The following is a 23,224-nucleotide window of genomic DNA, read 5'->3' as shown; positions in this document are numbered from 1 at the left end:
CGCGATCATATCCCCGGCGTCCATCCGCAGAGCCGCTTGCCTACAGCGTTGTGCTGCTTCGCCTGGACAATCGTCTGGTCCGTGTCCGCATCATCCCAGCGGATCGGCCGGAATTGATCGCACAGCGCGGACTTAGTGGCGCTTCCACCCGTCGTCGTCACGCAACCGGCCAGGGTCAACAGCAGCGTCAGCGCGAGCGTCCGCGCCCTGCTTGCGGATGTCATTCGCATCGCGGAGATCCTTCGTTTCGGTCCTGGACTTCTGGTCTGAGCGGCCCTTGCCATAGGCCGTGAGCACCGCCAGAAGAGCGGCGCCGGCGGCGGCGAGGTAGGGCCATATGGCGCCGAGCAGAGCGATCACGACGCTCATGCGGCCACGCCTTCAGGGAGATCGAGCGCATCCGCCCGCGCCTTCGCCTTCCGGCTGACATAGGCGCGGTAGACGAAGCCGCCGATCGCCAGGACCGCGCCGGTGATGACCAGCACGGTCACGACATAGCCGATGACGGTGGATGTCGAGGCCAGCGGGTCGAGCTGCTGCCGCGCCGCCTCGAGCACGCCGCCGAGGCTGCCCGAGGTGACGCCCGCGCCGGTCGTGGCATCCGCGCCGGCTTTGGCCGGCAGCGGCTTCGCCTGGTCGATCGTCGCCTTGGCATTGCCGCCGGCGAAGAACACCGGCTGCGGCCCGACCGAACCCGTCGCCCAGGCCTGCCCGACCTGCTTGACCTGCGCCACGCGGCGCGACCAGCCGCCGCCGAACACCCGCCAGGTCTTCAGCGCCTGCAGGAAGGCGAGGCGCCGGCCGATCATCAGCGCGACAAGCTGGTCATGATCCGGATAGGCCTCGATCGCCGCCAGCGTCGCCTCTCCGATGACGCCGTCGACCTTGACCGACCCGAGCGCCCGCTGCAGCCACTTCACCGACTGCGCCGGGCCGGAATTCACCGCGCCGTCGAAGACGACGTAATCAACGCCTGCGGGCAGGCGGTCGCCCTTGACCGCATCCCAATACTGCTTGCGATAGATCGCCTGCAGCTCGGCCTCCTCGATCAGGCGCACCGAGCGAAGCGAGAGGCCGCGGCGCTTGCGCCAGGCGTCGTAGACGCGCTGCGTCACGCCCTTCATCGTGGCGCCACCTGGATCATCCTTGTGATCGGAAAAGCCGCCCTCATGCACCAGGGCGCGCGAAAGCGCCGGCGCGAAATTCTGCGCAGTCATGGATAATCTCCGGACATGAAAAAACCCGCCGAGGCGGGACGTTGAAACCACCTCTTGGAGTGGGATACGCACGGTGGTCAGGCGGACCATGCCAGCGGGTTGCGGTATTCGAGGAAATCACAGAGAAACAAGCCTTGGAAATTCGGCTGCAAGTAGCAAACCAGAGCGAGACAATGTTGAAAGAAATAGCTAGTTTACTACCACCGCTCAGGCGAATTAAGAACGAATTGCGCTTTTTGAGAGAAGAGAACTCTCGGCTTAAATCGACACTAAATTCAACAGCAGCTAGCACTATTAACAGAAAACCGCCCTCTCAAAGTGTTTTTTACTTTTATAACACTAATCTTGACGCTACCGATATCATACAATCGCACGCGGTAGATGGCCTTCAGCCAACGCCGGATTTCCTAACAAATTTTTTGGGTGTTCTGATTAGGCCTGAATACTTGCCTAACATTCTCGCAGAACGCGCCGGAACGGTTGAGGCTGTTCCAATCCCTGCGAATTGGCATGCTGATATAGCTGAGTGGGCGAGTGCTCTACGTGCGGTTGATCTGTCAGAGGACACTTTCACCGTTGTAGAACTGGGCTGCGGCTGGGGTTGCTGGATCAACAATACTGGCGTTGCCGCTCGCGCCGCCGGCCGGAAGGTAAATCTTATCGGCATCGAAGGGGATGAAGGCCACGTACGGTTTGCGAAGCAGTGCTGTGCCGACAACAAGTTCAGGGATGATCAAGTCACCATTGTCCATGGCATCGCCGCAGCAAATGCGGGGACAGCCCTCTTCCCAAGGCAGACGCAGGCGGGTGTGAATTGGGGACTGGAGCCCATCTTCAACGCGACCGCCGAACAGCGGCGAGAAGCGGTCTCGTCGGGAGCCTGTGACGAACTGTCGATGGTCCCCCTTGAGAGCCTCCCCGCAGGCAAGAGGATCGACCTGCTCCATATCGACATCCAGGGTGGCGAAGCCGATTTCGTGCGTGACGCAATCGGAACGATCAACAAGAAAGTTGCCTACTTGCTCATTGGCACTCATTCGCGAGAAATAGAGGGTCGGCTGTTCTCGACATTGAGGGAAGCCGGGTGGATATTGGAGATCGAGCGCCCTGCCATTCTAAGTGTTAATGGCGGCGTTCCGAATGTAACCGTGGACGGAGTTCAGGCTTGGCTGAACCCGAGACTTGCGAAGAAGATATGACGCGCCGCATTTTTTACTGGGTTGGGCTCACAGTTACTCAGCCGTTCAATACCGGTGTACAGCGGGTGGTGCGCTGCCTAGCCGCTTCACTCGTAAAAAGCGGAGTCGATTTGATCCCCGTGAAGTGGGACCCTGAAGCAGGAAGAATAGCTCTCATATCGCGGGCGGAAGCGGATCATCTCAGCAACTGGGATGGGCCGCAGATCACAATGCCCGCCAGCCTGCCGGCCTCGTTGAAAGGTGAGTGGCTGTTACTCCCTGAGATAACGCTGCCTGTCGTGCCGGCCGGGTCAAATGTCGCGAAACTCGGTGCGTCCCTCGGAATGCACGTCGCGGCGATCTTCTATGACCTCATCCCTCTCTACGAGAGGGAGCGATACCCCGCAGCAACGCTCGTGGCACTTGCCGAATATTGGGAGACATTCGCCGGCATCGATCTGGCGCTGCCTATCTCCGAAACAGTTGCTCCAGATATTCGACGCTGGCTCTACGACAGGAACCGCGCCTACCCGAAGTTGACCGTCCCGTGCCTGCTCTCGGGCGAAAGTCTCAGCACCGAGCGCGAGACGCACGCTGCGTCTTTCCCGAGCGATGACACACCGTTCCGTATCGTGGCAGTCGGGAGCTGTGAACCCCGCAAGAACTACCCCAGGATACTGCGCGCGCTGAAATCGGCTCGCCAAAGCACAGGTCGAGACATCCGCCTTACCATCATCGGGCGCAGGATGCCGGTCGAATACCCAGGGCTGCACGCCGAGATGGAAGGCTTGGCCTCGGATCTTGGTGCAGGTGTCGCGTCTTTTGTCGCTGGCGCGGACGACCAGCAGATGGGCGCATACTTCGCCAACGCCCACGCCACGATATTTGGATCATGGATTGAGGGATTTGGCCTCCCCGTGCTCGAAAGCCTTTGGAGGGGTAGACCCTGTCTTTGCCACAACGGTTCGGCGCTTGCTGAGATCGCGCCTGGAGGCGGGGCCTTGATGCTCGACATGCTCGACGAAGACGAAATCGCCCACGGGATCGAAAGCTTGGTGACAGATGCCGCCCTGTTCGATCGCCTGTCGGCAGAGGCCGTCTCTCGGCCTCTGAGTTCATGGGACGACTATGGGGATGACGTTCTCGCCGCACTCGAAAGGTTTGAACTTGTTGACCGTATGATGGGTCATGATTCCATTGGGTATAGCCGAGCCTCTTAAGGGGCTCGGCGTTAGATAAGTGTTCAGATAAACGCTTCCCACGAAAAGGATCGATCCGCCCCAACGGTGATGCCAAGATCGAGTGTGAACGAGTTCTGATCCAGGCTGGCGATACGAGGGAGGACTGTCCCGACGGCCTGAGCACCGGCGCCGAGCAGGGAAAAATGCACGCCTCTTGGGGTTACACCGAGACCGTGAATAACGGTTGCACCGTTTTGCCCGTTAAGAACGGTGGCGACGCCGGTGGTCTTGTGTCCGGTAATCTTTCCTCCCGCGTCTTCGTAAGTCAAGGGAGCCCCATCACCGCTACCGTTATCCGAAACTTCAGACAACCTTACAACCGCACCACTTGCCTGACATGCTATCGCTGGAAACCCCGTCTCGGAAAGATTAAAATTACCCGGCTGAAAACGACTGATATTAACGCGACTAGCAACCCCGCTGACAGAAACTGCAGACGCCTGCGTATTATTGCTGACCAACGTCCCGATATGGAGTCGCGCGTTCGGCCCGAGCACGGCGACCCCTGCCGCAAAGGCCGTCACTTCGGGCGCCTGCTCGCAGATAATCCTGTCGAAATGGGCGCTGACGCCATTCGCGGCCTCAGCCACGATTAGCGCGCTCTCCCCGAGATCGGCGTAGATGTTGCCGAAACTTGCATGATACGTGGTCCCAGCCGGATTATCCGGTCCATCGCCAGCGTAATTCCCAATCAGGAGAGAACGCTTGTATCGGATGCTGAAGAGGTTATCGACCATCATCCCATCGCTTCGGTTCGAAATTAGAGCGTGGGCATTGTCGCGAGTGTATTCACGAACCGGATCGGAGAGCGACCAGAAGGGCCAGAAATGGATGTCTTTGATTCGGATAACGTCATACGCGTTGACGATATCGATCCCGACATTGAGCGGCTGCCCCCGGATCAGCCCGATATTGAGTTGGCCCGACCTGGCGCGGCGCCACTGAAGCCCCATTGTCGGGTTCCATAGTGTCAGATCGTCGATATCCGCCGTACACTGCGTGAAGCGAAAATCGAAATCGAAATCTCCGGGTTCCCAATTAGATTCAGGCGTAGGCTGGTCACGCATCGTGCCAATGCCAAATATTCCGATGTGCGCGTTACCGACCAAATTTACGCCGTTCGAGCGCCCCTCGAAGTCAAAGCCGACACCCTCGTGGTCAAAGAAGAACCACGAACCCTTGCCGCGCGTGTTAATGCCATTCGTGGCGTAATTGTTGTTTTCTACGACTTCGACACCCGATCCGGCGATCTTCAGTGAGAGATTGCCGTGATTCTCCACCGGCTCGGTCAGGCGGATCACGATATCGTCTGGGATCAGCAGCTTGCGGCCATTGAGGCAGGCTTTCTCGATCGCCCTCTCGACGCCGGCCTGGTCGTTCGATGTGCCGTTACCCGTGATCTGATCGGTATCGGTGATCCACATCCAGCGCCGGTCGCGTGTGACCAGCGGCAGCGGGAACGGATCGATGCCATCCTGGTAGCGCAGCTTGTTGCCATCTATCAGCGCCGCGGGATCGGCCGGCGACGCCACCTTGGCATCCGTCACGCTCTCATCGAGCGGCTCCCGCATATCCGGAGAGATTGCCCACCAACCGCCATTAGCGAGATCAGTCTCGCCATCAGACAGAAAGCGATCGGCCGAGCGGAACTTCGTAACCGGCCCGGGATCGGCGTCTGTGCGCCGGAAAAAACGCCCACCAAGATCCCAGACCACGACCGTGCCAATGCTTGCGGGCACAACCGTCGTAGCAGCAGCAGCGGTCGAACGCACATCGAGTTTCGACCCTGGGCCGAACAGATGGGTAAGCGGGCGCTTTTCATTGTCGCCCGACACCTCCGCCCCAGCGAACTGTGTCGCGTAAGAGACGTCGTCGCCGCCATCGCCCATAGCGTCGATCAGGAACTCGGGCCCGGGTGCGCCGCGGATGTCCGCTGCATCGCCGATCGTCTCGGTTAGCGCCCCTGCGGCGGTCTTGTAGCCGATGGCGGGCTTCGTTCCCTCACCACCGGCCCAGTCATAGACCTCGGTTACCCTTCGGACGCCGTCCGACGCGATCCGCTCGAGCGGATACCAGCCGGCCGCGCCACGGATCAGGCCATTGTCCGGCCAGCCGGCCGCGGTCTTAGGGCCGAACAGCTTCTTGCTGACCGTGTCGATCCAGAAGTCGCCGATGCGCCCATCAGTGATCAGCGGCGCGCGCGCCTTGCTCAGGACGGAACGGCCGTCCAGTCCGCGCTCGGGGCCAGCCAAGCGGACAATGTTGGGGAGTCGGCTCATAGTCTTAGACCTCCGGGAAGGTGATGGCGTCGGTGATGGTCAGGTTGTGCCGCTCGGAGCGCGCACGGACTTCCGTCGTCTTGTTCGAGAACAGGACGTCGAAGACGAAGGGGCCGGGGCCGATTGCGTCGATCTCGGACCATGCGACATTCACCTCGAGGTGGCGCGCGACCGGATCGGTAATGATGAGCTTGCCGTTGGCAGTGCTAAGATCGAGCAGCACGGCTGCTCCGACCGAAGACCTCACTTGCAGCGCGATGTCATAATCGTCGAGACGCCAACGATCGGTCGGCGCGCCGAAGACAAGCCGCTGAATCCAGTCGGTTCCGTCCGACACGGTGAAAGCAGTCATGGCAATGTTCCCGGTGAAGGAGGTCAGGCGCCTTCGAGCGTCTCGATGCGGGCGAGCGCGTCATCCAGCCGTTGGCGCAGCCCGGCGATCTCGTTGCGGTAGAGCGTCAGGTCGGGCGAGTAGTCGGACGCGAGCGTCAGGTCGGTCAGCTCGATCGCTTCAACCTGCGTCGCGCCGAAGGAGAAGGTGCGGATGAAGGGCCTGACATAGATAGCACCGGCCGGCGCGGCGGCGTCGATGTTATCAGCCGAGACCGTCGCGAAATTGTAGCTGTGTTCGAGCCGGCCGTGGGCAACGCGCAGATCGAGAAGATCAGCGAGCACCGTAGTGGCAAGGCCGGCCTTGTCGTTTTTGAGCCAGCGCAAGCCCATGCGCACAGCGTCTCCCGCCGGATCCTCGGAATCGACCGAGCGGCGGAAGGCGAAGCGGACGCGGTACTGGTGCCCCGGCTCGACCCGAAAGGCGGCGATCGGCGCAAGCTGCCCAGCGCCGACGAGCTGCGCGACGCGGCCGTCGATACCGATCACCTTCAGCACATCGGCGATCGGCGTCACGGATGTCGGCTCGCCATCGAGCGTCGAAGTGAAGAAGCGGCCAGGCTCGCCCGGGCGCTGGCGCATCGGACCGACCTCCGAATATAGCGCGCGAGCGGCGTCACCAGCGCCCCGCGCCTCCACCTCGGCGGACAGTGCAGAATCGACGGAATCTATCTTTTCGAAGGCTGTGTTGGTCTTGGCGCGCGCAGCGATATCGCCCAGCTTGATCTTTGCGAGAGACGGCATTGGCGATGCTCCGAGGTCAGAAATCTTCGACGAGGGCGAGCGAGGGTGATCCGAGCCGACCGAGGTCGAGTTCGAGATCGCCGTCGGCCGCGTCGCGCAGGACGCAGCGCAGGACGAGGTTGGAGAGGCTCGCACCGGTTCCGGCGGCGGCCGCGGCGCGCAGCGGCGGCGTGATCGTCACCGTGTAGAGGGAGGTTCCCGCCACGGCATCGGCCCACGGAATGCGATCATCCCAGGGCGAATCTGTCGCGAGCTGATTGAGGAATGGCGGTGCCACGGGGCCGGACACCACTTCCTTCACCTGGTGCAGCCGCTCGCCAATACTGAAATAGTGACCGCCCATGAGTTCGGCACCGGTAACGTTGAGCGCGACCTGCGTTGCGCGCAGCGCCGCGGAAGCGGCCAAGCTGACGGCCGTGCTGCTGGACTTTGACCCCAGCGGCCGGTAGGCGTCGCAGACCTGCATGATCATCGGCTCGCCGTCGCGCAGCCGCGCGATCATCGCGCGATAGGCGAGCGCCTCTTCGGCCTTGCTGATCTTGATGCCGCTAACTGCGACCTCCCAATAAGACGCATCGCTGACAACGCGTTGCTCGATGCCGGAGAGGCTGCGGCCGCCGGAGCGGAAGCCGTTGCGCAAATGCGGGTCGCAGACGCGCGCCTTCAGCACGCCAGGCCAGGAGAAAACCATCAGGGCACGCTCTTGTAATCCGTGGCGGAAGCCCGCTCTTGCACCATGCCCCCGAAGACCTCGACCACGCCGGCCGCAGTGTCGGAGACGCCGCGCGAGGAGCGGTTATCGAGACCGAGCCAGAGGGCGGTAGCGCCGAGGCTGACCGTCACGGTCTTGCTGACGCGCTGCCAAGAACTGGTCAGCGTCACCTCGTTGGCATCGGTCGCGATGCCGGTTTCGGCGACGAGCGCAATCTTGTCCTTGCCGGAGGGCGCTCGAACATAGGCCGAAAGCGTGAAGGTGCGACCCGCGAGAGCCCCATCGACCACGGCCTGCCCATAAAGGTTCCCACTATCGGCGGCGAAGGTGACAGCGCGGCCGCGGGTGCCGCCGAGCGGGTCGGCAACAGGGCCCCCGAAACTGATCGCGCCGCTGACGCCTACCCAGGCCTGCGGATCGTCCGAATGGGGCAGCCAGTTCGCCATCGCCGGATCGGAGACAACCTCGACAGTCTTACTCGCTGTCCATGCGCTTATGCTCTGCGAGCTGGTCCCACCCCAGCCCGCCAGAGCGACCTGGAATTCATAGGTGACGTCGTTTTCGAGTGCGTCGCCGGTGATGACCTGCCAGGCGTCGTCTCCGGCGGTCATGTCCAGCCAGTTGGCGCTGCCGAGACGGCGGTAGCGGCCGATCGTGACCCAGGGCGCGCCGGTGATCGGATCGACCGTTGCCCGCACCCTGGTAGCCCAGGCGCCACTGCTGATCTGTGTCCGGACCAGCGCCAGCGCAAACCCGGTCGGGTCCGGCGGTGGCGCCGGGATCGAGGTGTCCTGCGGGACGGTCGGCGGCGCACCCTCCTCGGCCGTCGACCAGGCATAGGCCTCGGCCGAGAGCGAGGCGAGGGTGATCTCGCAGCCGCTCAGGTCGCCGACGATCTCAAACTTCTCGATCAGGAAATCGTCATCGAGCCCGAGCTCGTCGAGTACGACGTGAACGCAGCGCTCGCCGAGTGCGAGAATCCCGCCCAGATTCGTCTGCAACACCAGCCGGTGGCGCGGGTTGCCTTTGGCGGAGAAGATCTTGCCGAGCCGGCGGGCCTGCGTGAAGCTCGGCACCTGCTGCAAGGTCAGATCCTGCGCGAGGACGCCGACCTCGGCCTGACTGTCGAGATCTTCCCATGGATCGATTTCGACCGGTTGATAGTCGGCCCCGCGATGGGTGAAGGTCAGCTTGAGCCGGTTGAAGGCGGCGAGCTTGTCGTTGCCCTGCTCGTAACGGTAGGTGCGGATATGATCGGCCGTGAGGGTTACGCTCGGCGCCTGCCATTTGCCGCCGCGAATACCGACCTTGCCTTCAGCCGTCGGAAAGATCTCGGCATCGCAGCTCTGCAGCAATGTGCGCAGCACCTCGCGCGGCTCCTGCGTGAGCTCATAGCTGAAGGCGACCCGGTAGCGGGGCTCGGTTCCGCCCGCCCCAAGCGCCACTGCCTCGTCGCAAGTATTCGCGAAGGACGAGAAGCTCGCGGCATCGATCAGCGATGGGTCGATGCCGAAGCCGCGCGCATAGGTGAGATGGTCGCGGGTGCAGAGCCCCGGATTCTCCGAGAAGGCCGTCGCCCCGCTCCGCGGATCGAACACCTTTGCCGTCCGCGCCACCACGCGCAACGCCGGCGCCCCGTTCGGATAAACCTTGCCGAAGACTTTCTCCGGCACCCAGCCATACCTGATCACCGAGTAGGCAAGGCCACGCAGACGGTGATTGGGTGTCCAGATGCCGGGATAGGCCGCGGCCAGCATCGGAGATGCAGCCTGATCGGCGCCGCCGAGATGGCTTTCGATCGTGATGTTTGTTCCCCAGGGCAACACGGTAACCGCGCCGCCGGAGACGGCGGCATTCTTATCGTTCAGCCACCATTCCTCGATCGCGTCCCATTCGCCCTCGCCATGGATGACGAGCTGGTAGAGAGACCCAAGACTGGCCTCGAAGAAGCCGACCGCGCCGGCAACCTTGACCCGGCCATAGGAGCGAATACGCGGTGGCAGGGCCTGTTTGACGGTGACCTGCTGCGGATCGCCCTTCTGCTTCTTTGGCTGGCTGAGCAGGAGCGAGGCGCCGATCGTCGCGGCCGTCGTGACGGCATAGGCGATGATCGAGGCATAGGTGATCGTGGTGGCGCCGATCGTGATGCCGCCAGTGATGCCAGCCGCGGTGATCACAGGGATAAGGACGGCGGGCATTCAGACGCTCCAGGCACGCAGGCAGCGGAAGGGGGCCGCCGCAATGCCGCGCTCGGCCTTGGCGGCCCAGCCCAGCGGCGTCCGGATGGCGAGGGCGAGCCCGGCCGGCGTCTGCACCAGTCCGACATCGCCCGATTGCGGCTCAGACGTCTCGACGAGGCCAGCCGCCGCCATGGCCTTCGACACGACGTCGAGGAAGTCGCCGCCGGCGCGCCTGATCTGCCTGATGGCACCACGGGCGGTGCGGTAACGGCCGCGCCAGGGCTGGCTCGGATCGACGCCACGGCGCAGCATCACCCATGCGCAGGCCCAGCTGCAGCAATCGCAGGCGTCCCAAGCGAAGGGTCGAGCCGCGCCGTCACGCAGATAATCGGCGAGCGTCATCAGTATGACGGCCAAGTCGTGGACTTGTTCTGCATCGCTGCGATCTGCTCAAGTCCGCGATCGCCCGGGTACAAGCTCTTCTGATCGCGGTCGCTCAACATGCCGAAGGGTGGGATGGCACGGCGCGTGAACAGCCATTCCACCGTGACTTCGAGAGTGCGGGTGGCGACATCGGGCGCGGCAATGCTGATGCGGTCCATCACGCCGGTCATCAGCGCATAGGGATTGTCGAGCACCTGCCAGTTTTCGTCGAAGAACTGCATGGAAACGATGGCGGCGCGGCCCTTCACTTCGGCAGCGGCGTCGAGCGCCTTCGCCACCAGCTCGGGCTTGACGCCGGAGAGAGCCAGCGTGGTCACTGGCGCCGTGCCTCCGAGCGGCGTCTCGATTCCCGAAATCGAGCCGAGCTCGCCAAGCCCCGACCATTCTTGGCCGCCAGCGATCAACTTGCCCCGACCAAGCCAGAGGCGCATCGGCTGCGAGGTGAAGTCGAGGAAGACGAGATGCGCGACGCGCACCGTCCTGCCCGCCAGCGCCGCCGCCGCGGTTTCAGAGAAAAAGGGCATGCCTGGAACCTCAGAAACGTGCGCCAGCCGTCTGCAGCACAGAGGCTATGTTACGCCGGCTCTGCCGGTCATAGGCCGCCAGCGCCTGCGTCATCTGCTCGGGCGTGACGCCGTCGGCAGGTGTGATGTTGATCTGACGCTGATCGGCGTAGCTGATCGTCGACCCGCTGCCGCCGCCGCCCGGCATCACCGCATCCGGCACTCGGGGCACGATTCGGCCAGCACTGTTGGGAACGAACAGCTCTGGCCGCTTTTCGCCGACGACATAAGCCTTGCCCGGCGAAACAGGGCCGCCGCCGGCTCGGGCGCCGCCGAACGAGCCGAGCAGCCCGCCGAGCAATCCGCCCATTCCACCGCCGCTTCCGGCTTTGGTGCCGAACACGCCAGCCAGCGAGCCATCGCCAAGCAGCACAGCCTGCAGAGCGGCCTTGGCAAGCGAGACCGCGAGGCGCTTGGCGACGTCCTCCGCCTTTGCACCGTTGAAAATGAAATCCTCAAGCGCATCGATACCCGCATTGCCGAAGTAGCGGGCCGCATCGTTCACGCCCTGCTGCGCCATTTTCAGGCGCTCCAACGTCGTACGCTTCTGCTCGCTGAGCTCGATCTCGCGGGTCAGATTTGCGATTGTCTTCTGGCGCTCTGCCTCGTCAAGCTTCGCGAGATCGACGCCAGCCTTGGCGAGCTCGATCGCAGCGCGCTTTTCAGCATTGGACTTGCCGAAGGTGGCGATCTCGGCATCGAGCACGGCATTCTGCCGCGTCAACGTCTCGATGTAGCGTTCGAGCCGGTCTTGAGCCCGCTCCTCATCGCTCTTGCCGCCGCCGCCACCACCACCTCCGCCGCTGCCGCCGCCCTTCTTCGGAAGAACCGTGGCGTCGCCGGAGAAGAGCCGTGCCGGTCGCGACGGCGGCAGCGGCGCGTTATCGACCTGACGGTTGCGAAGATCGATCTCGCTTTGCCGAAAGGCCGCCATCTGGCGGCGCGACGCCGCCGACTGTTCAGCATCGACCGCATCCCGGCCACCAGCATTGGCAAGACCCATCTCGCGCGCCTGCTGGCGGCGCTGCGCCCGCAAATCGCGGTCAGCGGCGAATGCGGCCTTGTTGGCGGCATCGACTGAGGCGATGTACTGGCCGGCTTGGCCGATCAGGCTGGCGAGACCCTGCGCAGCGGAAACGACGGCTGCCTTCGCGTTCGCGCCAAAGACTGTCCAGGCGTTTGTCCAAGCCGTATCGAATTCCTTGGCACGGGCGATGACTTCGCTGTCCAGGATCGTTCCGGCTTCTGCCGCATTTCGGGCGAGCTGATTGAGCGCGGCAGCCCCGCCTTCGAGAAGCGGCAGGAAATCCGCCGGCAATCCGAAGCGCTCCGCAATAGCGATCTTGTCCTGCTCGGTAGCTGCCCGACTGATCAGATCGGCTGCAACGGCAAGCGCCTCGTTGGTCGAGATGACTTCGCCCTTGCGGTCCTTGTATTTGATACCGTTGGCGTCCAGCAGCTTGGCGAGATCATTCTCTTCCCGCCGCGCCTCATTAAGCGCTTTGGCCAGCCCCTGAACTCCGGAATCGAACGACTTACCCTCAATGCCGAGGCCACCAGCGGCAAGCCGCAACTCCTGAAAGCGCGCAACATCCAAACCGCTGCGCCGGGCCGTATCGCCAAACTTTGCGATCTCACGATTGGCGTCGACGATACCACTAACAACCTTCTCGAAAGAGATCGCCGCGATCGCGCCCTGGAGGGCGCCGACGCCAAACCGGGCGGCGAGGTCGATACGACCAAAGCGATCCTCCATCTCGGTCGCCGATCTGTCGACGAGCTGGACAGCCTGGCGCATGGCGCGCTCGAGGTCGCGGATCGATGCTCCGACCGGAATAACGAGAGGTTGGCCTACCATTGAGAGTTTCCGATGTTCAGCCTAGCCGCTTGACCATGTCGCGGAACTCGTCCGCGCTCATGGGTTCTGGCGGCGCGTCGGCGCTTTCGTGCGCCTGGTTCCAGCCCTCGACGAGCGCGATGTATCGCCAGAAGGAGAGGCGCCCGAGCGCGCCCGGGTCGATTCCGGTGATGGCGGCGAATCCGTAGAAGGCGACGATGGAAAGGCGTCCGTCGCCTCCGTCGTGTCCACCGTCGCGCCGCCTTTTCCCAGGATGGCAAGCGCCTTCGGCGCGTCCATAACGACCGCGAGCACATAGAAGGCGAGCGTTGCGCAGGCCTCCAGGCGACCGGGCACGCAATAGCGGTCAACCAATTCCTTCGCCGGGCGCAACTCCATGCCGGCGCCGACGAGGCCGAGACGCAGCGTCTCGCTGACGTCGGCGATCGACCAGCCCCCGCGCATCAGCCGATCATGCAAGAGCGCGAAACCACAATCGCGCTTCTGCTCAAGCGCAAAGAGCTGATCCATGCCGAGCCGGAACAGCCGCTCCTCCTCGCCGAAGGGCAGCACGACCGAACCGTCGAGCTGATCGATGTCGCCTATCACGGCAGCGGCTCCACCGGGCCGCTCGACTGAAGCGTGATCTCGACATTGACGAGCTCGTCCTCCGGCGCCCCGATGTTGAGCGCCGTGACGAGATAGGCGCCCTGATAGGTCCGCGGACCGACCGCATAGTCGAGCACGACCTGCACGTTGACCGGATCATCGGAGGCTAGGGCCGCCTCGTAAACATCGAGGGATTCCCTGGCGAGCAGGCCGGAACCGGTGATTTCCGAGGAGAGCGCCCGCTTGACTCGCTCGACCCAAGCGGGCTTGTCGGGGTCGGCGCAATCGCGGACATTGAATTCGTTCACTTCCGCCGAGCGGTTGAAGCTCTTCGTGGTGATCCCGCACGGGGCCGAGAACGTCTCGGGCGTATTGCCATCGCCGAGCTTGATCAGCAGCTTTGATTCACGGATCGTCGTCGGACGCGCCATCGTGGTTTCCTTTCAGGGATGCCCGGCTACGCCGCCGGTTGAAGAATGGCGCGGATCGAAATCCGCGCCCGCGAAACGATGCCATCGGACTCGCGCGAAATGTCCGTGCTTTCGACCACTGCCAGCGCGATCACGAAGCCCGTGGGCTGGAGCTGGTCATCCTCGACCAGCGAGACGATCGTCCCAGCAATCTGGCGGGCAGCGCCAAAACCAACGCTGTCCGTCCAGACGTCAACCTGCTGCGTAACTTCCTTGGCGCCAAGGCAGGACGCCCCGATCGGTACGACCTGGCTCGGTCCGATCACCACGCGCGGATACGCCGCTTTCGCCGGGACCTTGTCGAAGATATTGTCTCCGGCGGCCGTCCGGGCGGCCTTGCAGGCGCGAACAAGCGCATCTTGCAGCGCATAGTCGGGAGTGATCACGCTCAGGTCTCGAACGTCTTGCGAGCGGCCGCTTGGACAGCCCGGGCAATGCGATTCCGGATGGCTCGGCGAAGCATCCGATAGGTAGGCCAGAAGAATGGCTGCGCCGGGACATGCGCGTTTCCGAACTCCTGGCCGAGCGCATAATCGTAGGTCGTGCTAGCGCCCTCGCGCACTGGCCGCGTCGTCCTCTCGCCTCCAGCCTTCACATACCAGCGGTCGCCCGTGCCGCCGCTCTCGGTCCGGATCGATTCCTGCAACGCGCCGTCATCCCTCGGCGCCCGCGCCTTGATCGCCGAAGCCAACCCATCCGCTTCGCTTAGCGCTGTAGCTGAAGCTGCCTTGCGCACGTCGAGCGGAACCTTGGCAAGGCGCCTCTTCCACCGCTCAAGGCTGGCATTGCTGCTCATCGGAGGCCTTTAGGAGCTCGCCGGGCTGCTGGTCGCGGCACGACGACACCGCGCCCGGACGCAACCGCCGCGGCGGCGCAGCCGCGCGTGACGAACCAGGTCAGCCCGGACGGGAAGGAACGCGACCAGCGCCCATGCAGAGCCGCTGGCGTCCAGTCGAAGCGCTTGTCGAAGCGAACCCAAGGCATGATCAGCCGATGATGACGATGTCGTAATCGACAGCGGAGCCGGCGCCGAGATTGGTGACGGTCAAAAGGTCACCGGTTCCGGCAGTCACTGGCCAGCCAGCCGCCGGAGCCGTCACCAGGAACACGCCGCCGGGTTTGATCACCACGCGATCGGAGGCGTCGGCGAAGGGACCGAGAAAACCGTTGCTGGCAGCCGGCCCAACCGCGACATTGTTCACGTTCGTGGCACGGGCGCGGATAAGGATGGCCTTGACCGAGGCGAAATTCAGAACCACCCCAAAGATGGTCGTCAGCGCGCCGGCGAGATCGATATTCTCGCTACCGGAGGCGGCGAGCGTGCGACTGTCGCTGAAAGCGTTCGACGCCTGATTGGCACCACTGCCGCTTCCGAAGGCGTGACGCACCTCGAGCTCGATCGGCGCACGCCCTTGAGCGAGATCGAGGTTGCTGGTTTCAATCGCCTTAAGCGAAGCGACGATGACGGTTTCCAGAGACATGACTGCCCTTCCGCTGGCTAGACCGGCATGCCGGTTTGAATGGTGAAAGCGATCTCTCGGCTATCGGGCGTCGGAACGACCGCGCGGATATTGGCGATCTGGTCGCGATAGGGGCCGGCCAGGAAGACGACACGGCAGCCTTCGTCGACGCGGACTGTATCCGGCGAGCGCAATGCAGTGAGGACGCCAAGCATGCCGCCGATGACCGCGCCGGCGGTGAGACGATCCTTGACCGCTTGCGGCAAAAAGCCGGCCCAGACTTCGGCAATCAACGTCCAATCGCTTTCGATGTTACCAAGGTCGGCCGGCGCATCGGGATTGATCTCGATCCGCCGCTCAAATCGAACGCGATGCGGGCGCTTGCCGGCTTCGAGCATCGTCAGATCCAGACACGGCGTGGCGCCAGAAGACGGGCCGCGGTGGGATGCATCGGGCCATCCACCGCGCGACGCTCCCAAAAGTCCTCGACCATGATCAGCAAGGCCTGGATGACGGGCGTCGGGACCGCCTCCTGAACATGGCCTGACTCGTACCGGATTCGAGCTGCTGCAGGGCGGCAGATGGTCGAGGGCCACCTGCTGCCGCGCTTCACGAACAGGTCCTGTCCGAAAAGCTCGTGATCCGCGAAGGACTGCGAGCCGCCATCGCGGTCCGTATAGGACACTGACACGATCTGGAAGACCGGGCCGCAGGGCAGCATGATCGGAGAAGACCCGTCTGCCGGGAAGCTGTCGCCCTGCCATTCGAGAGTCTGGCGGCCGAGCGAGACGCCCAGCCAGCCATCGGGCCCGTCGATCTCCTCCGTCGCCGCTGCGATGTAGGTTTGCAGCAGGGCATCTTCCGCGCTGTGATCGATGCGCAGATGCTGCTTGACGAGGTCGAGCGGCAAGATCGATTCCGGCCGCACGACGACGATCACCTTCGGCACGGATCAGCCCTTCTTGCCGGGCTTCTTCGCGAGCTCGGCATCGGCCGCCGCGACCTGCTCGGCGAGGCCCTGGAGCTTCTTCTCGCTCTCGGTGACCTGGAGCATCACGGAAGTCAGGCGCTCCTCCTGGCTGGCGATGTCGCCGCCGAGCTGCGCCAGCCGATCGGCGTGAGCCTTCTCCGCCTGCGCGAGATCGGCCGCGATCTGCTGGAGGCGCTCGGCATGCTTGGCCTCGGCTTCATCGGCCGTGGCCAGGGCCTCGTCGCGTCGCTTCTCCGCCGCGGCGATCTCGTCCGAGATCCGCTGGGCCCGCTCGGTGTCCATCCGCGCCGCCTCCGCACGCTGGCGTTCGGCCGCCTCGGAAGCCTGACGCTGCCCCGCCTCGAGCTGCAGATACTCGGACCGGGCCCGCTTGCCCTCCGGCGAACTCTCCGGCGCCAGGCAATTGGCCTTCTGCAGCCGCTCGATCTGGACCTCGTCGGCCGAGGGCGGGAAATACTCGCCACGCGCCAGCGCGGCGCCCCCGGCCGAAGCCCGGCAGGGGGAGATCACGACATACTTCGTCATGGGATGATCCTCTCAAGAGGCGCCGGCGCCGCCTGCGCGCTATGGGCTGCGGGCGGGGCTCAGACCGGCGGGTTCGGGGTCGGCGCGTAGCGGGCGCTGGCGAGAATCGCGACGGCCGCGACGAAGGCGTTGCCGGCGTTGTTGGCGGGCGTGATCGTCAGCCGGGCGTAGCGCTTGGGGCCGACATAGCCGAGCTTCCGGACCTTGTCGTCATCGTCGAACTTGAAGCCGGCGAGCGCCTCGCTACCGGTCAGCTGCGAATCGGGCACGGCCGCCGCGTCGGACAGGTTGGCCTGGTCGCCATGCTCGAGCAGCACCGCGAAGGTGGCGTCCGCATCGGCGATCGCGCCAATAGCGATGCCGAAGACGAGCTGCTCGTAACCGAGCCGGTCGATGATCTGCGAGACGATGGGCGTGTTGTCGGCGACGGCCGCGGCCGGGCTGATCGCCCGCTTGAAATGCAGGGTGTTGGCGAGATCGCGCATTGCGAGCTCCTCCTCGATCGAGATTGCGGGAAAGGCAGGGACGCCGGGCGGACCCGGCGCCGGGCGCTATGACAGCGCGGGCGCCGGCCGATCAGGCCGGGATATCGAGGCCGACGAAGGGCGAGACCTCGTAGCCGTTCTCTTCCTTGATCGGCGCCTTCATCCAGGGCGCGCCGTCGACGTTGTAGAACAGCTTGATCACGGTCTTGTTGTTCAGGAACTCGACGTGCTCGGAGGCCGCGACGAACGGACCGGAGCCATCCTTGATGACGTAGTAGCTCCAGTCCGCGAGCAGGACGTCGCCCTTGACGCCGAGAGCCGGCGCCCGGTTGTTCCAGCGCACCGGATAGCCCATGAGCGTGCCGGCGAAGCCATCGCGGGCATTCTCCTTCCAGATGTAGTGCCCGGCAGGGTCGACCATCGTCGCGATCTTGGTCAGGGCCTGCTGCGGCATCGACCAGACCGGCTGACCGCCGCGCATCAGGAACACCGCCACCATGTTGACGATATCGATATAGGTGATGGTGTTCGCGTTGGCGCGGGGCACCCACTTCGTCGCCGGCGCGTTGAGCGCGCCGAGAGGCTGCGTCACACCGTTGCCGCGCTGGAAGACGTAGTCCTCGAGGCCGGCCAGCGCGAGGGTGAACTGCTGGCGGATCAAGCCGTCGGCGGCCGGCCAATTGCGCAGCAGCTTGTCGGTGATCTTCATGTGGCCGGCGACTTCATGCGGCGTCAGGGTGAATTCGCCGAGGCCGAGATTGGTCTCCGGCTTGGCGCCGCCCTCTTCGATCCACGCGAACTGCACGCCGCCGAACATATTGGCCGGCGCGGAGCCTCCCTGGTCGAGCACCGGCATGGACAGGCCGGCATCCGGCGCATTGCCCGCCGGGATGATGGTCGCCCGCGGGCGAACCAGTGCATCCTGCGGCGCGATGCTCATGATCTGCGAGCGGAACTGCTGCGGTACCATGAAGCCGCCCTGGGTGTCGTTGTCCATGCGCATTTCGGCGCGCAGGTCGCTGCCCTCTCCCTGCTCGGCACCGACATTCTCGACGAAGGTGAGGCGCTGATCGTTCGACCGGAAGCGCACCGCATGCATGAACTCGCCGAAGCTTTCGAACTGCGTCGCGGCCTCGTTCGGCCGGCGGGCCGGCGGCTGGACCTGTCCGCCGCGGCCGGCAGCCGGAATGACCTCGTCGAGCGCCGCTTCGGCGGCGCGCTGCTCGGTCAGGCGGTCGATCCGGGTCGCAAGACCATCACGCTCGGCCTTGAGCTCGTCGAAACGGGTCTGCTCTTCCGCCGTCAGATCGCGATCCCCCTCCTCCGCCTTCTGCAGGAGGGCCGTCATCTCGGCGACGAGCTTGCCGTGCTTCTCGCGCAGACCCTTCAGGCTCGTGTCGATTGCGGCCAGCGCCAGCGGCGCCGCCATGATGAGATGGCTCGACTTCGCGGCCAGGATTTGCAGCGACGGGTCGAGGGCATAGGCGGCAGCCGCAACGACGGCCACCGCGAAACAAGCCGCCGCGATGAGACGGGCGGCGCGGCTGAATTTTCCCATGGGGATGTCTCTCGCGCGTTACCGGGACAAAAGAACTCCGCCGCCCGCGCCGGTCCGCGTGCGTGAAGATCCGCTGATGGGCGGAAGGGTTAAAGCTGCAGGGCTCGCCTGCTGCGCTCCGGCGCCGGCGTGCGGCTGGCGGGCGGCGTCGTCACGTTGCCGTAAAGCGAGGCGCCGAAGCGCTGCAGGGTTTCCTCGAGCGTGGCGACGCGATCGGCCATGCCTTCGGCGACAGCGGCCTCGGCATCGACCATGTCGCCCTGGCCGAAACCATCGCGGACGCGCTTGACGGCGACATTGCGGTTACGCGCGACCGCGGCGACGAAGCGCTCGTATGAGGCGTCCACCTTCGCCTGGATGCGCGCCCGGGTGTCGTCGTCGAGCGGCGCGTAGGGGCTGGCCGCCGTCTTGAACTTTCCGGCCGAGATCAGCGTCTTCTTCACGCCGGCCTTTTCCATCGCCGCGCTGACATCGTCATGGACGCCGAGAATGCCGATCGAGCCGACCGAACCCGATGGCGTCACCACGATCTCGTCAGCCGACGAGATCGACCAGTATGCGGCGCTCGCCGCGGTGGCGTTCACATGCGCCACGATCGGTTTGATCCCGCGCGCAGCGTGGATCATGCTGGACAGCTCATCGGTTCCGCTGACCATGCCGCCGGGCGAATCGACGTCAAAGACGACGGCCTTGACGTCAGGGTCGCGCATGGCCGCCTGGAAGGAGCCAGCCAGCGCTTCATTCGAGACGCCGCCCGAGATGTCGCCCATCAGGCTCATACGGTTGGCGATGACGCCGCGGACGGGAATCAGGGCGACCCGGCCGACCTTGCGGGCGACCTCGCGTTCGGCCTTCTGCGGGATGCGCGCGGCAACCTCGTCGACCGAGAATTTCTCGCCGGCGGCCTGCCGGGACAGGAAGTCCAGGATCGCCTGCAGCTTGGCTTCCTGCAGGGCCCAGCGCTCCTCCCAGACCGCCATCAGGATATGGGCGTATTTCATTCGCCGGTCTCCTCGTCGGCCGGGGCCGATTCTTCTTTCAGGGGTGGGCCGCCGTTGTGGCCCATGGGCGGCGGCTCGGGCGGATTGATCGCGCGGTCGATCGACTGGACGTTTTGTGAAACGAAATGCACGTCGCCATCGGGGCCGAGGCCGTCCATTTCCTCGAGCGCGGCGATCATGTTCGGCGAGAGCACGCCGAGCTCGAACAGAATCTTGTAGAAGGCGCCCCTGCCCGCCATGTCGCCGCGCAGCAGGGCGTTGAGGTTGAACTTGACGTAGTAGCCCTGCTCTCGCTCTTCCTCATTGAAGAGCTTCCAGTTGAGCTCCTGCTCCCAGGCGTCGATCCACGGCTGAATCGTCTGCCTAACGAAGCCGATCATCAGCTGCTCGATGCCGGAGCCCCAGCTCGTCGATTTCTCATGGCTCTGCAGCAGCACAAGCGGAACGTCGTAGATGCGGGCGATCTCGGCGATCTGGAATTCGCGCGACCCGAGGAACTGGGCATCCTCGGGCGGAATCGTCGTCGAGATGTATTTCATGCCCTCTTCGAGGACCTTGACCCGATGCGCGTTCTCCAGACCGCCCTGCTTCTCCAGCGTGGCGCCAGAATCGGTCCGGCGATCGGAGCCGCCGGCAGGCACGTTCGGCACGCTGCCCTTGCGCGCGGCCAGGTTGCCCTGCGCATTCGACGACAGCCGGCCCGGGTGCATCAGGAAGCCGCCGGACTTGGCGTCGTTCGCGAAGAACTTCGCGCCGAACTCCTCCATGGCCAGCCCCATGCCGACCGCCTGCCGCGCCAGCGCGATCTGCGAATGGCCCCGGAACCCATCCTGCGACAGGTCCATGAGGTGGATCACATCACCATGCGGCAGCTCGTAGCGTCGGCCATCGACAATCGTGTCGTAGACCAGCGAGCCGCCGGAGCGTCGCGGCGCCGTAACGTCCGGCATCAGGGGCCAGAAGTTGACGCCCTGGCCGCGCCCGTTGCGCTCTATCTCGGCATAGCCGTTACCCCACAAGAGCGCATGGCCCTGCAGGGTCTTTCGCAGCGTGCGCGACGACATGAAGTCGTTCGGCCGCAGCCGAAGGCGCTGCGACATCGGGTGATCGTCGACCCGGATTGCCTCCCCCTTATCCCCCTTCCGGAAGATGCCGACCGGGACATGGGCGACGGGGTTGCCGATGCGGTTCACGCAGGCATAGACCACCGGCAGGTGTAGCGCCGTCAGCTCCGAGACCGTGACGCCGGCCTTGGTCTTCGCGCCGAGCAGGCGAACAAACCAGCCATCCTGCCGGCCGACCTCGTGCGCCGGACCGTAACGATCGGCCGCCGCCGACAGGCCGGAGCCGAAGCCGACCGCGGCGCGCAGATGCTGCCAGCGGGACAGGCCGGCTTCAGTCATGGCGCATAGCTCTCGACCTCGATTTCAACGATTCCACGATCCTCGTAGACGGACGGGCCCTCGCCGGGCTCTTCCATCGTGAGGTAGGTCGCCATGACGGAGGCGATCACGCCGTCGATCTTGTCCTTCGAACCGGCCTTGTCCGGGACGTAATTGAGATTTTGATCGAAGCGCACCCCGCAGTGCCGCACCATCCAGTCCAGGACCGGGTGGCCGCCATGGTCGAGCAGCTTCTGGAATACGCGCCGTTCAAACTCCACCGTCGGCGCCGCGAGCGTGCGGTGGCCCTGCCGCAAATTGACGAGGAAGGGTTCCTCGTCGATCTCGACCGGGACTCCGTCGTCCTGCAGCATGATCTGCAGCTGGCTGACGCCCCAGGCGTCGAACCCCAGGCGAGCCACATCAAACATCGTCATGCCCTCGAGCACGGCGTCGGCGACGTAGCGCAGGTCGATCACATCGCCTGGAATCTTGCGGAGCGCGCCTTGCGCGACCCAGTCCTTCCAGTTGACCCGCTTGTCCTGCTCCTGACGCTCGTCGAGCGTCGTCTCCGGAATCCAGAATAGCGGCAGGACTTCCCAAGGCCTGCGCTCCTCGAGCGGCTCGAAGAGCCAGACCAGCGCCGTCAGATCTCGAACTGCCGAGACGTCAATCGCGCCGACGCAGCGCCGGCCGCGGAAGCGCTCGGCACCCTGCCGCCACGCCTCTCGGTCCCGAGCCGCTGCCCGCCAGACCTTGGCCGGAATCCAGCTTGAGACGTGATCCACCCACTGGTTGAGGTGGTAGCACTTGAACTTAGCTTCCAGGGCCGGCTTGCCCCGGGCCTTGGCCGCCTCGATCCGCATGTAATCCCAGGTCGGCGTCATACCGATCGAGGGATTGGCCTTCCGCCAGGTCGCCTCGTCCTGCCAGTCGTCTTCCTGGTCGGCGCCGAAAAACACGATCAGCGCGAAGGGATCATCCTTCACGCCGTCGAGGATCTCCATGCTCTCCTCGAACCAATCGTAGCCGACCTTCGCCGTCTTCACGCCGGCGGTCGAGGCGTAAAGCTCGATCGGCTGCAGGCGGGTGCCCGTGCCTTCGCGCAGCGTGTCCGCGAGATCGCGCGAAAGCCATTCGTGAATCTCGTCGCCGACGATCACGGTCGGCGAGCGGCCGTGCTTGCCGTCCGGCTTGCCCGAGAGCAGCTCGCAAAGGCCGCCAGTCTCCGGAACGAAGATCGATTTCGCCTGGTTGACGACGCGGCGCGAGCCGTCCGGCCCAACCATCAAGCCCTTCGAGACCTCGATGATTGCCTTCATCTTCTTGAACGGGATGCGACCCTGATTCTCGTCGCGCCCGAAGACAAAAGCCTGCGCGCCGTGCACCTTCTCAAGCACGAAGAACAGTACGCCGAGGCCGGCGAGGAACTCGGATTTCCCATTCTTGCGGGGAATCCAAAGGTCGAGTCGCCGAAAGATCCGGACCCAGGCGATCCGCGGCTCGGCCGTCGTCTCGTCCAGGATCTCGACCGGCTTCTTCCAGCCGACCAGCAGCCGCAATGTGATCCCCTGCCACAAAAGCAGGTTGAACGGCTTCCCGTGGAAACGGTCCTCCGTGAGCCGGAAGATCGTCGGCCACGCGGCGACGATCTTTTCGGCCTTGGCCGCATCGAACCAGGCGCCCGGTACCGAGGCGGCCCTCCGCCATCCCGATATGGCCCAGCGATAGGCCGGATTGTCCTCGACGGCGAGGAGCCAATCCGGAAGTGGATGCAGAGCCTCCGGAGCGCCGACGGCGATCGCGGCGGCCGAGGCAGCGGCTTCCACGGCCTAGGCTCAGGACTCATTGATCAGAGCCAGAAGATGACGGTGGCTGCGATGCAGATGGCCGAGAAGAAGGTGTGGGAACACCGGTCATAGCGGGTGGCGATGCGCCGCCAATCCTTGAGTTTGGCG

The 23,224-nt window shown here is 64.4% G+C and carries 25 protein-coding genes and 1 pseudogene; 2 read left to right on the top strand and 24 right to left on the bottom strand.

Annotated elements, in window-relative coordinates; all coding sequences use genetic code 11:
• Positions 1–132 precede the first annotated feature (132 nt).
• Both IED13_RS15545 and IED13_RS15540 read right to left on the bottom strand, forming a co-directional pair.
• Entirely contained in the window at positions 133–369 is a 237-nt protein-coding gene (locus IED13_RS15545) for a hypothetical protein (RefSeq protein WP_191124701.1), read from the bottom strand.
• Positions 366–1,217: a glycoside hydrolase family 108 protein gene (locus IED13_RS15540; RefSeq protein ID WP_191124700.1), complete on the bottom strand. Its 852-nt coding sequence runs from the start codon at positions 1,215–1,217 to the stop codon at positions 366–368. The genes IED13_RS15545 and IED13_RS15540 overlap by 4 nt, the downstream gene beginning before the upstream one ends.
• Before the next feature lie 134 nt (positions 1,218–1,351).
• On the opposite strand from IED13_RS15540, the gene IED13_RS15535 reads away from it, so the two are divergent.
• Both IED13_RS15535 and IED13_RS15530 read left to right on the top strand, forming a co-directional pair.
• On the top strand, positions 1,352–2,416 hold the full coding sequence (locus tag IED13_RS15535) for a class I SAM-dependent methyltransferase (protein ID WP_248312604.1): 1,065 nt from the start codon (positions 1,352–1,354) through the stop codon (positions 2,414–2,416).
• A complete protein-coding gene (locus tag IED13_RS15530) occupies positions 2,383–3,615 on the top strand; it encodes a glycosyltransferase (protein WP_191124699.1) in 1,233 nt (410 codons plus the stop codon). Before IED13_RS15535 ends, IED13_RS15530 begins: the two co-directional genes overlap by 34 nt.
• A 23-nt stretch (positions 3,616–3,638) precedes the next feature.
• Here IED13_RS15530 and IED13_RS15525 read toward each other — a convergent pair whose 3' ends face one another.
• The 22 genes and pseudogenes from IED13_RS15525 to IED13_RS15420 all read right to left on the bottom strand — a co-directional run.
• Positions 3,639–5,915 carry a hypothetical protein gene (locus IED13_RS15525; RefSeq protein WP_191124698.1) on the bottom strand — a complete coding sequence of 759 codons (2,277 nt, stop codon included), beginning with the start codon at positions 5,913–5,915 and terminating at the stop codon, positions 3,639–3,641.
• 4 nt (positions 5,916–5,919) lie between these two features.
• Positions 5,920–6,267, bottom strand: coding sequence for a hypothetical protein (locus tag IED13_RS15520; protein ID WP_191124697.1), 348 nt, complete (start codon positions 6,265–6,267; stop codon positions 5,920–5,922).
• A 23-nt stretch (positions 6,268–6,290) separates the two neighbouring features.
• Complete coding sequence (locus IED13_RS15515; RefSeq protein ID WP_191124696.1) at positions 6,291–6,887, bottom strand: hypothetical protein; 597 nt, start codon at positions 6,885–6,887, stop codon at positions 6,291–6,293.
• A gap of 178 nt (positions 6,888–7,065) precedes the next feature.
• The gene (locus tag IED13_RS15510) at positions 7,066–7,719 is read right to left on the bottom strand and encodes a hypothetical protein (RefSeq protein WP_191124695.1); all 654 of its coding nucleotides are present in this window, start codon (positions 7,717–7,719) and stop codon (positions 7,066–7,068) included.
• Between the two features lie 20 nt (positions 7,720–7,739).
• Complete coding sequence (locus tag IED13_RS15505; protein ID WP_191124694.1) at positions 7,740–9,959, bottom strand: phage tail protein; 2,220 nt, start codon at positions 9,957–9,959, stop codon at positions 7,740–7,742.
• On the bottom strand, positions 9,960–10,358 hold the full coding sequence (locus IED13_RS15500) for a DUF6950 family protein (protein ID WP_248312603.1): 399 nt from the start codon (positions 10,356–10,358) through the stop codon (positions 9,960–9,962).
• A complete protein-coding gene (locus IED13_RS15495; protein WP_191124693.1) occupies positions 10,343–10,909 on the bottom strand; it encodes a hypothetical protein in 567 nt (188 codons plus the stop codon). Before IED13_RS15495 ends, IED13_RS15500 begins: the two co-directional genes overlap by 16 nt.
• 10 nt (positions 10,910–10,919) lie before the next feature.
• Positions 10,920–12,806, bottom strand: coding sequence for a hypothetical protein (locus IED13_RS15490; RefSeq protein WP_210323629.1), 1,887 nt, complete (start codon positions 12,804–12,806; stop codon positions 10,920–10,922).
• A 57-nt stretch (positions 12,807–12,863) separates the two neighbouring features.
• Positions 12,864–13,394, bottom strand: a complete 531-nt coding sequence (locus IED13_RS15485; RefSeq protein ID WP_191124691.1) for a gene transfer agent family protein — start codon at positions 13,392–13,394, stop codon at positions 12,864–12,866.
• Positions 13,391–13,825: a phage tail tube protein gene (locus IED13_RS15480; RefSeq protein WP_191124690.1), complete on the bottom strand. Its 435-nt coding sequence runs from the start codon at positions 13,823–13,825 to the stop codon at positions 13,391–13,393. Before IED13_RS15480 ends, IED13_RS15485 begins: the two co-directional genes overlap by 4 nt.
• 26 nt (positions 13,826–13,851) lie before the next feature.
• Positions 13,852–14,250, bottom strand: a complete 399-nt coding sequence (locus IED13_RS15475; protein WP_191124689.1) for a DUF3168 domain-containing protein — start codon at positions 14,248–14,250, stop codon at positions 13,852–13,854.
• Positions 14,251–14,252: 2 nt separating this feature from the next.
• Positions 14,253–14,660: an HK97-gp10 family putative phage morphogenesis protein gene (locus tag IED13_RS15470; protein WP_191124688.1), complete on the bottom strand. Its 408-nt coding sequence runs from the start codon at positions 14,658–14,660 to the stop codon at positions 14,253–14,255.
• Positions 14,661–14,850: 190 nt separating this feature from the next.
• A complete protein-coding gene (locus IED13_RS15465) occupies positions 14,851–15,345 on the bottom strand; it encodes a hypothetical protein (RefSeq protein WP_191124687.1) in 495 nt (164 codons plus the stop codon).
• Between the two features lie 17 nt (positions 15,346–15,362).
• Positions 15,363–15,722 (bottom strand): head-tail adaptor protein, encoded by a 360-nt coding sequence (locus IED13_RS15460; protein WP_191124686.1) that lies wholly within the window; start codon positions 15,720–15,722, stop codon positions 15,363–15,365.
• A gap of 2 nt (positions 15,723–15,724) precedes the next feature.
• Positions 15,725–16,273 (bottom strand): head-tail connector protein, encoded by a 549-nt coding sequence (locus IED13_RS15455; protein ID WP_191124685.1) that lies wholly within the window; start codon positions 16,271–16,273, stop codon positions 15,725–15,727.
• 3 nt (positions 16,274–16,276) lie between these two features.
• Positions 16,277–16,840, bottom strand: coding sequence for a hypothetical protein (locus tag IED13_RS15450; RefSeq protein ID WP_191124684.1), 564 nt, complete (start codon positions 16,838–16,840; stop codon positions 16,277–16,279).
• 59 nt (positions 16,841–16,899) lie between these two features.
• Complete coding sequence (locus IED13_RS15445) at positions 16,900–17,325, bottom strand: hypothetical protein (RefSeq protein ID WP_191124683.1); 426 nt, start codon at positions 17,323–17,325, stop codon at positions 16,900–16,902.
• 91 nt (positions 17,326–17,416) lie between these two features.
• Positions 17,417–18,883, bottom strand: a complete 1,467-nt coding sequence (locus IED13_RS15440; protein ID WP_248312602.1) for a phage major capsid protein — start codon at positions 18,881–18,883, stop codon at positions 17,417–17,419.
• Positions 18,884–18,972: 89 nt separating this feature from the next.
• Positions 18,973–19,884 (bottom strand): S49 family peptidase, encoded by a 912-nt coding sequence (locus tag IED13_RS15435; RefSeq protein ID WP_191124682.1) that lies wholly within the window; start codon positions 19,882–19,884, stop codon positions 18,973–18,975.
• The gene (locus IED13_RS15430) at positions 19,881–21,287 is read right to left on the bottom strand and encodes a phage portal protein (RefSeq protein ID WP_191124681.1); all 1,407 of its coding nucleotides are present in this window, start codon (positions 21,285–21,287) and stop codon (positions 19,881–19,883) included. The genes IED13_RS15435 and IED13_RS15430 overlap by 4 nt, the downstream gene beginning before the upstream one ends.
• Positions 21,284–23,095: a terminase large subunit gene (locus IED13_RS15425; RefSeq protein WP_260368436.1), complete on the bottom strand. Its 1,812-nt coding sequence runs from the start codon at positions 23,093–23,095 to the stop codon at positions 21,284–21,286. Before IED13_RS15425 ends, IED13_RS15430 begins: the two co-directional genes overlap by 4 nt.
• 23 nt (positions 23,096–23,118) lie before the next feature.
• Positions 23,119–23,224: pseudogene (locus tag IED13_RS15420) on the bottom strand (IS5/IS1182 family transposase); the annotation flags it as partial.

Origin of the sequence: Allobosea spartocytisi, assembly GCF_014764685.1 — a bacterium.
Classification (GTDB): Bacteria; Pseudomonadota; Alphaproteobacteria; order Rhizobiales; family Beijerinckiaceae; genus Allobosea; species Allobosea spartocytisi.
The sequence above is the reverse complement of the archived record's forward strand: the minus strand, read 5'-3'. Positions and strand labels throughout refer to the sequence as shown.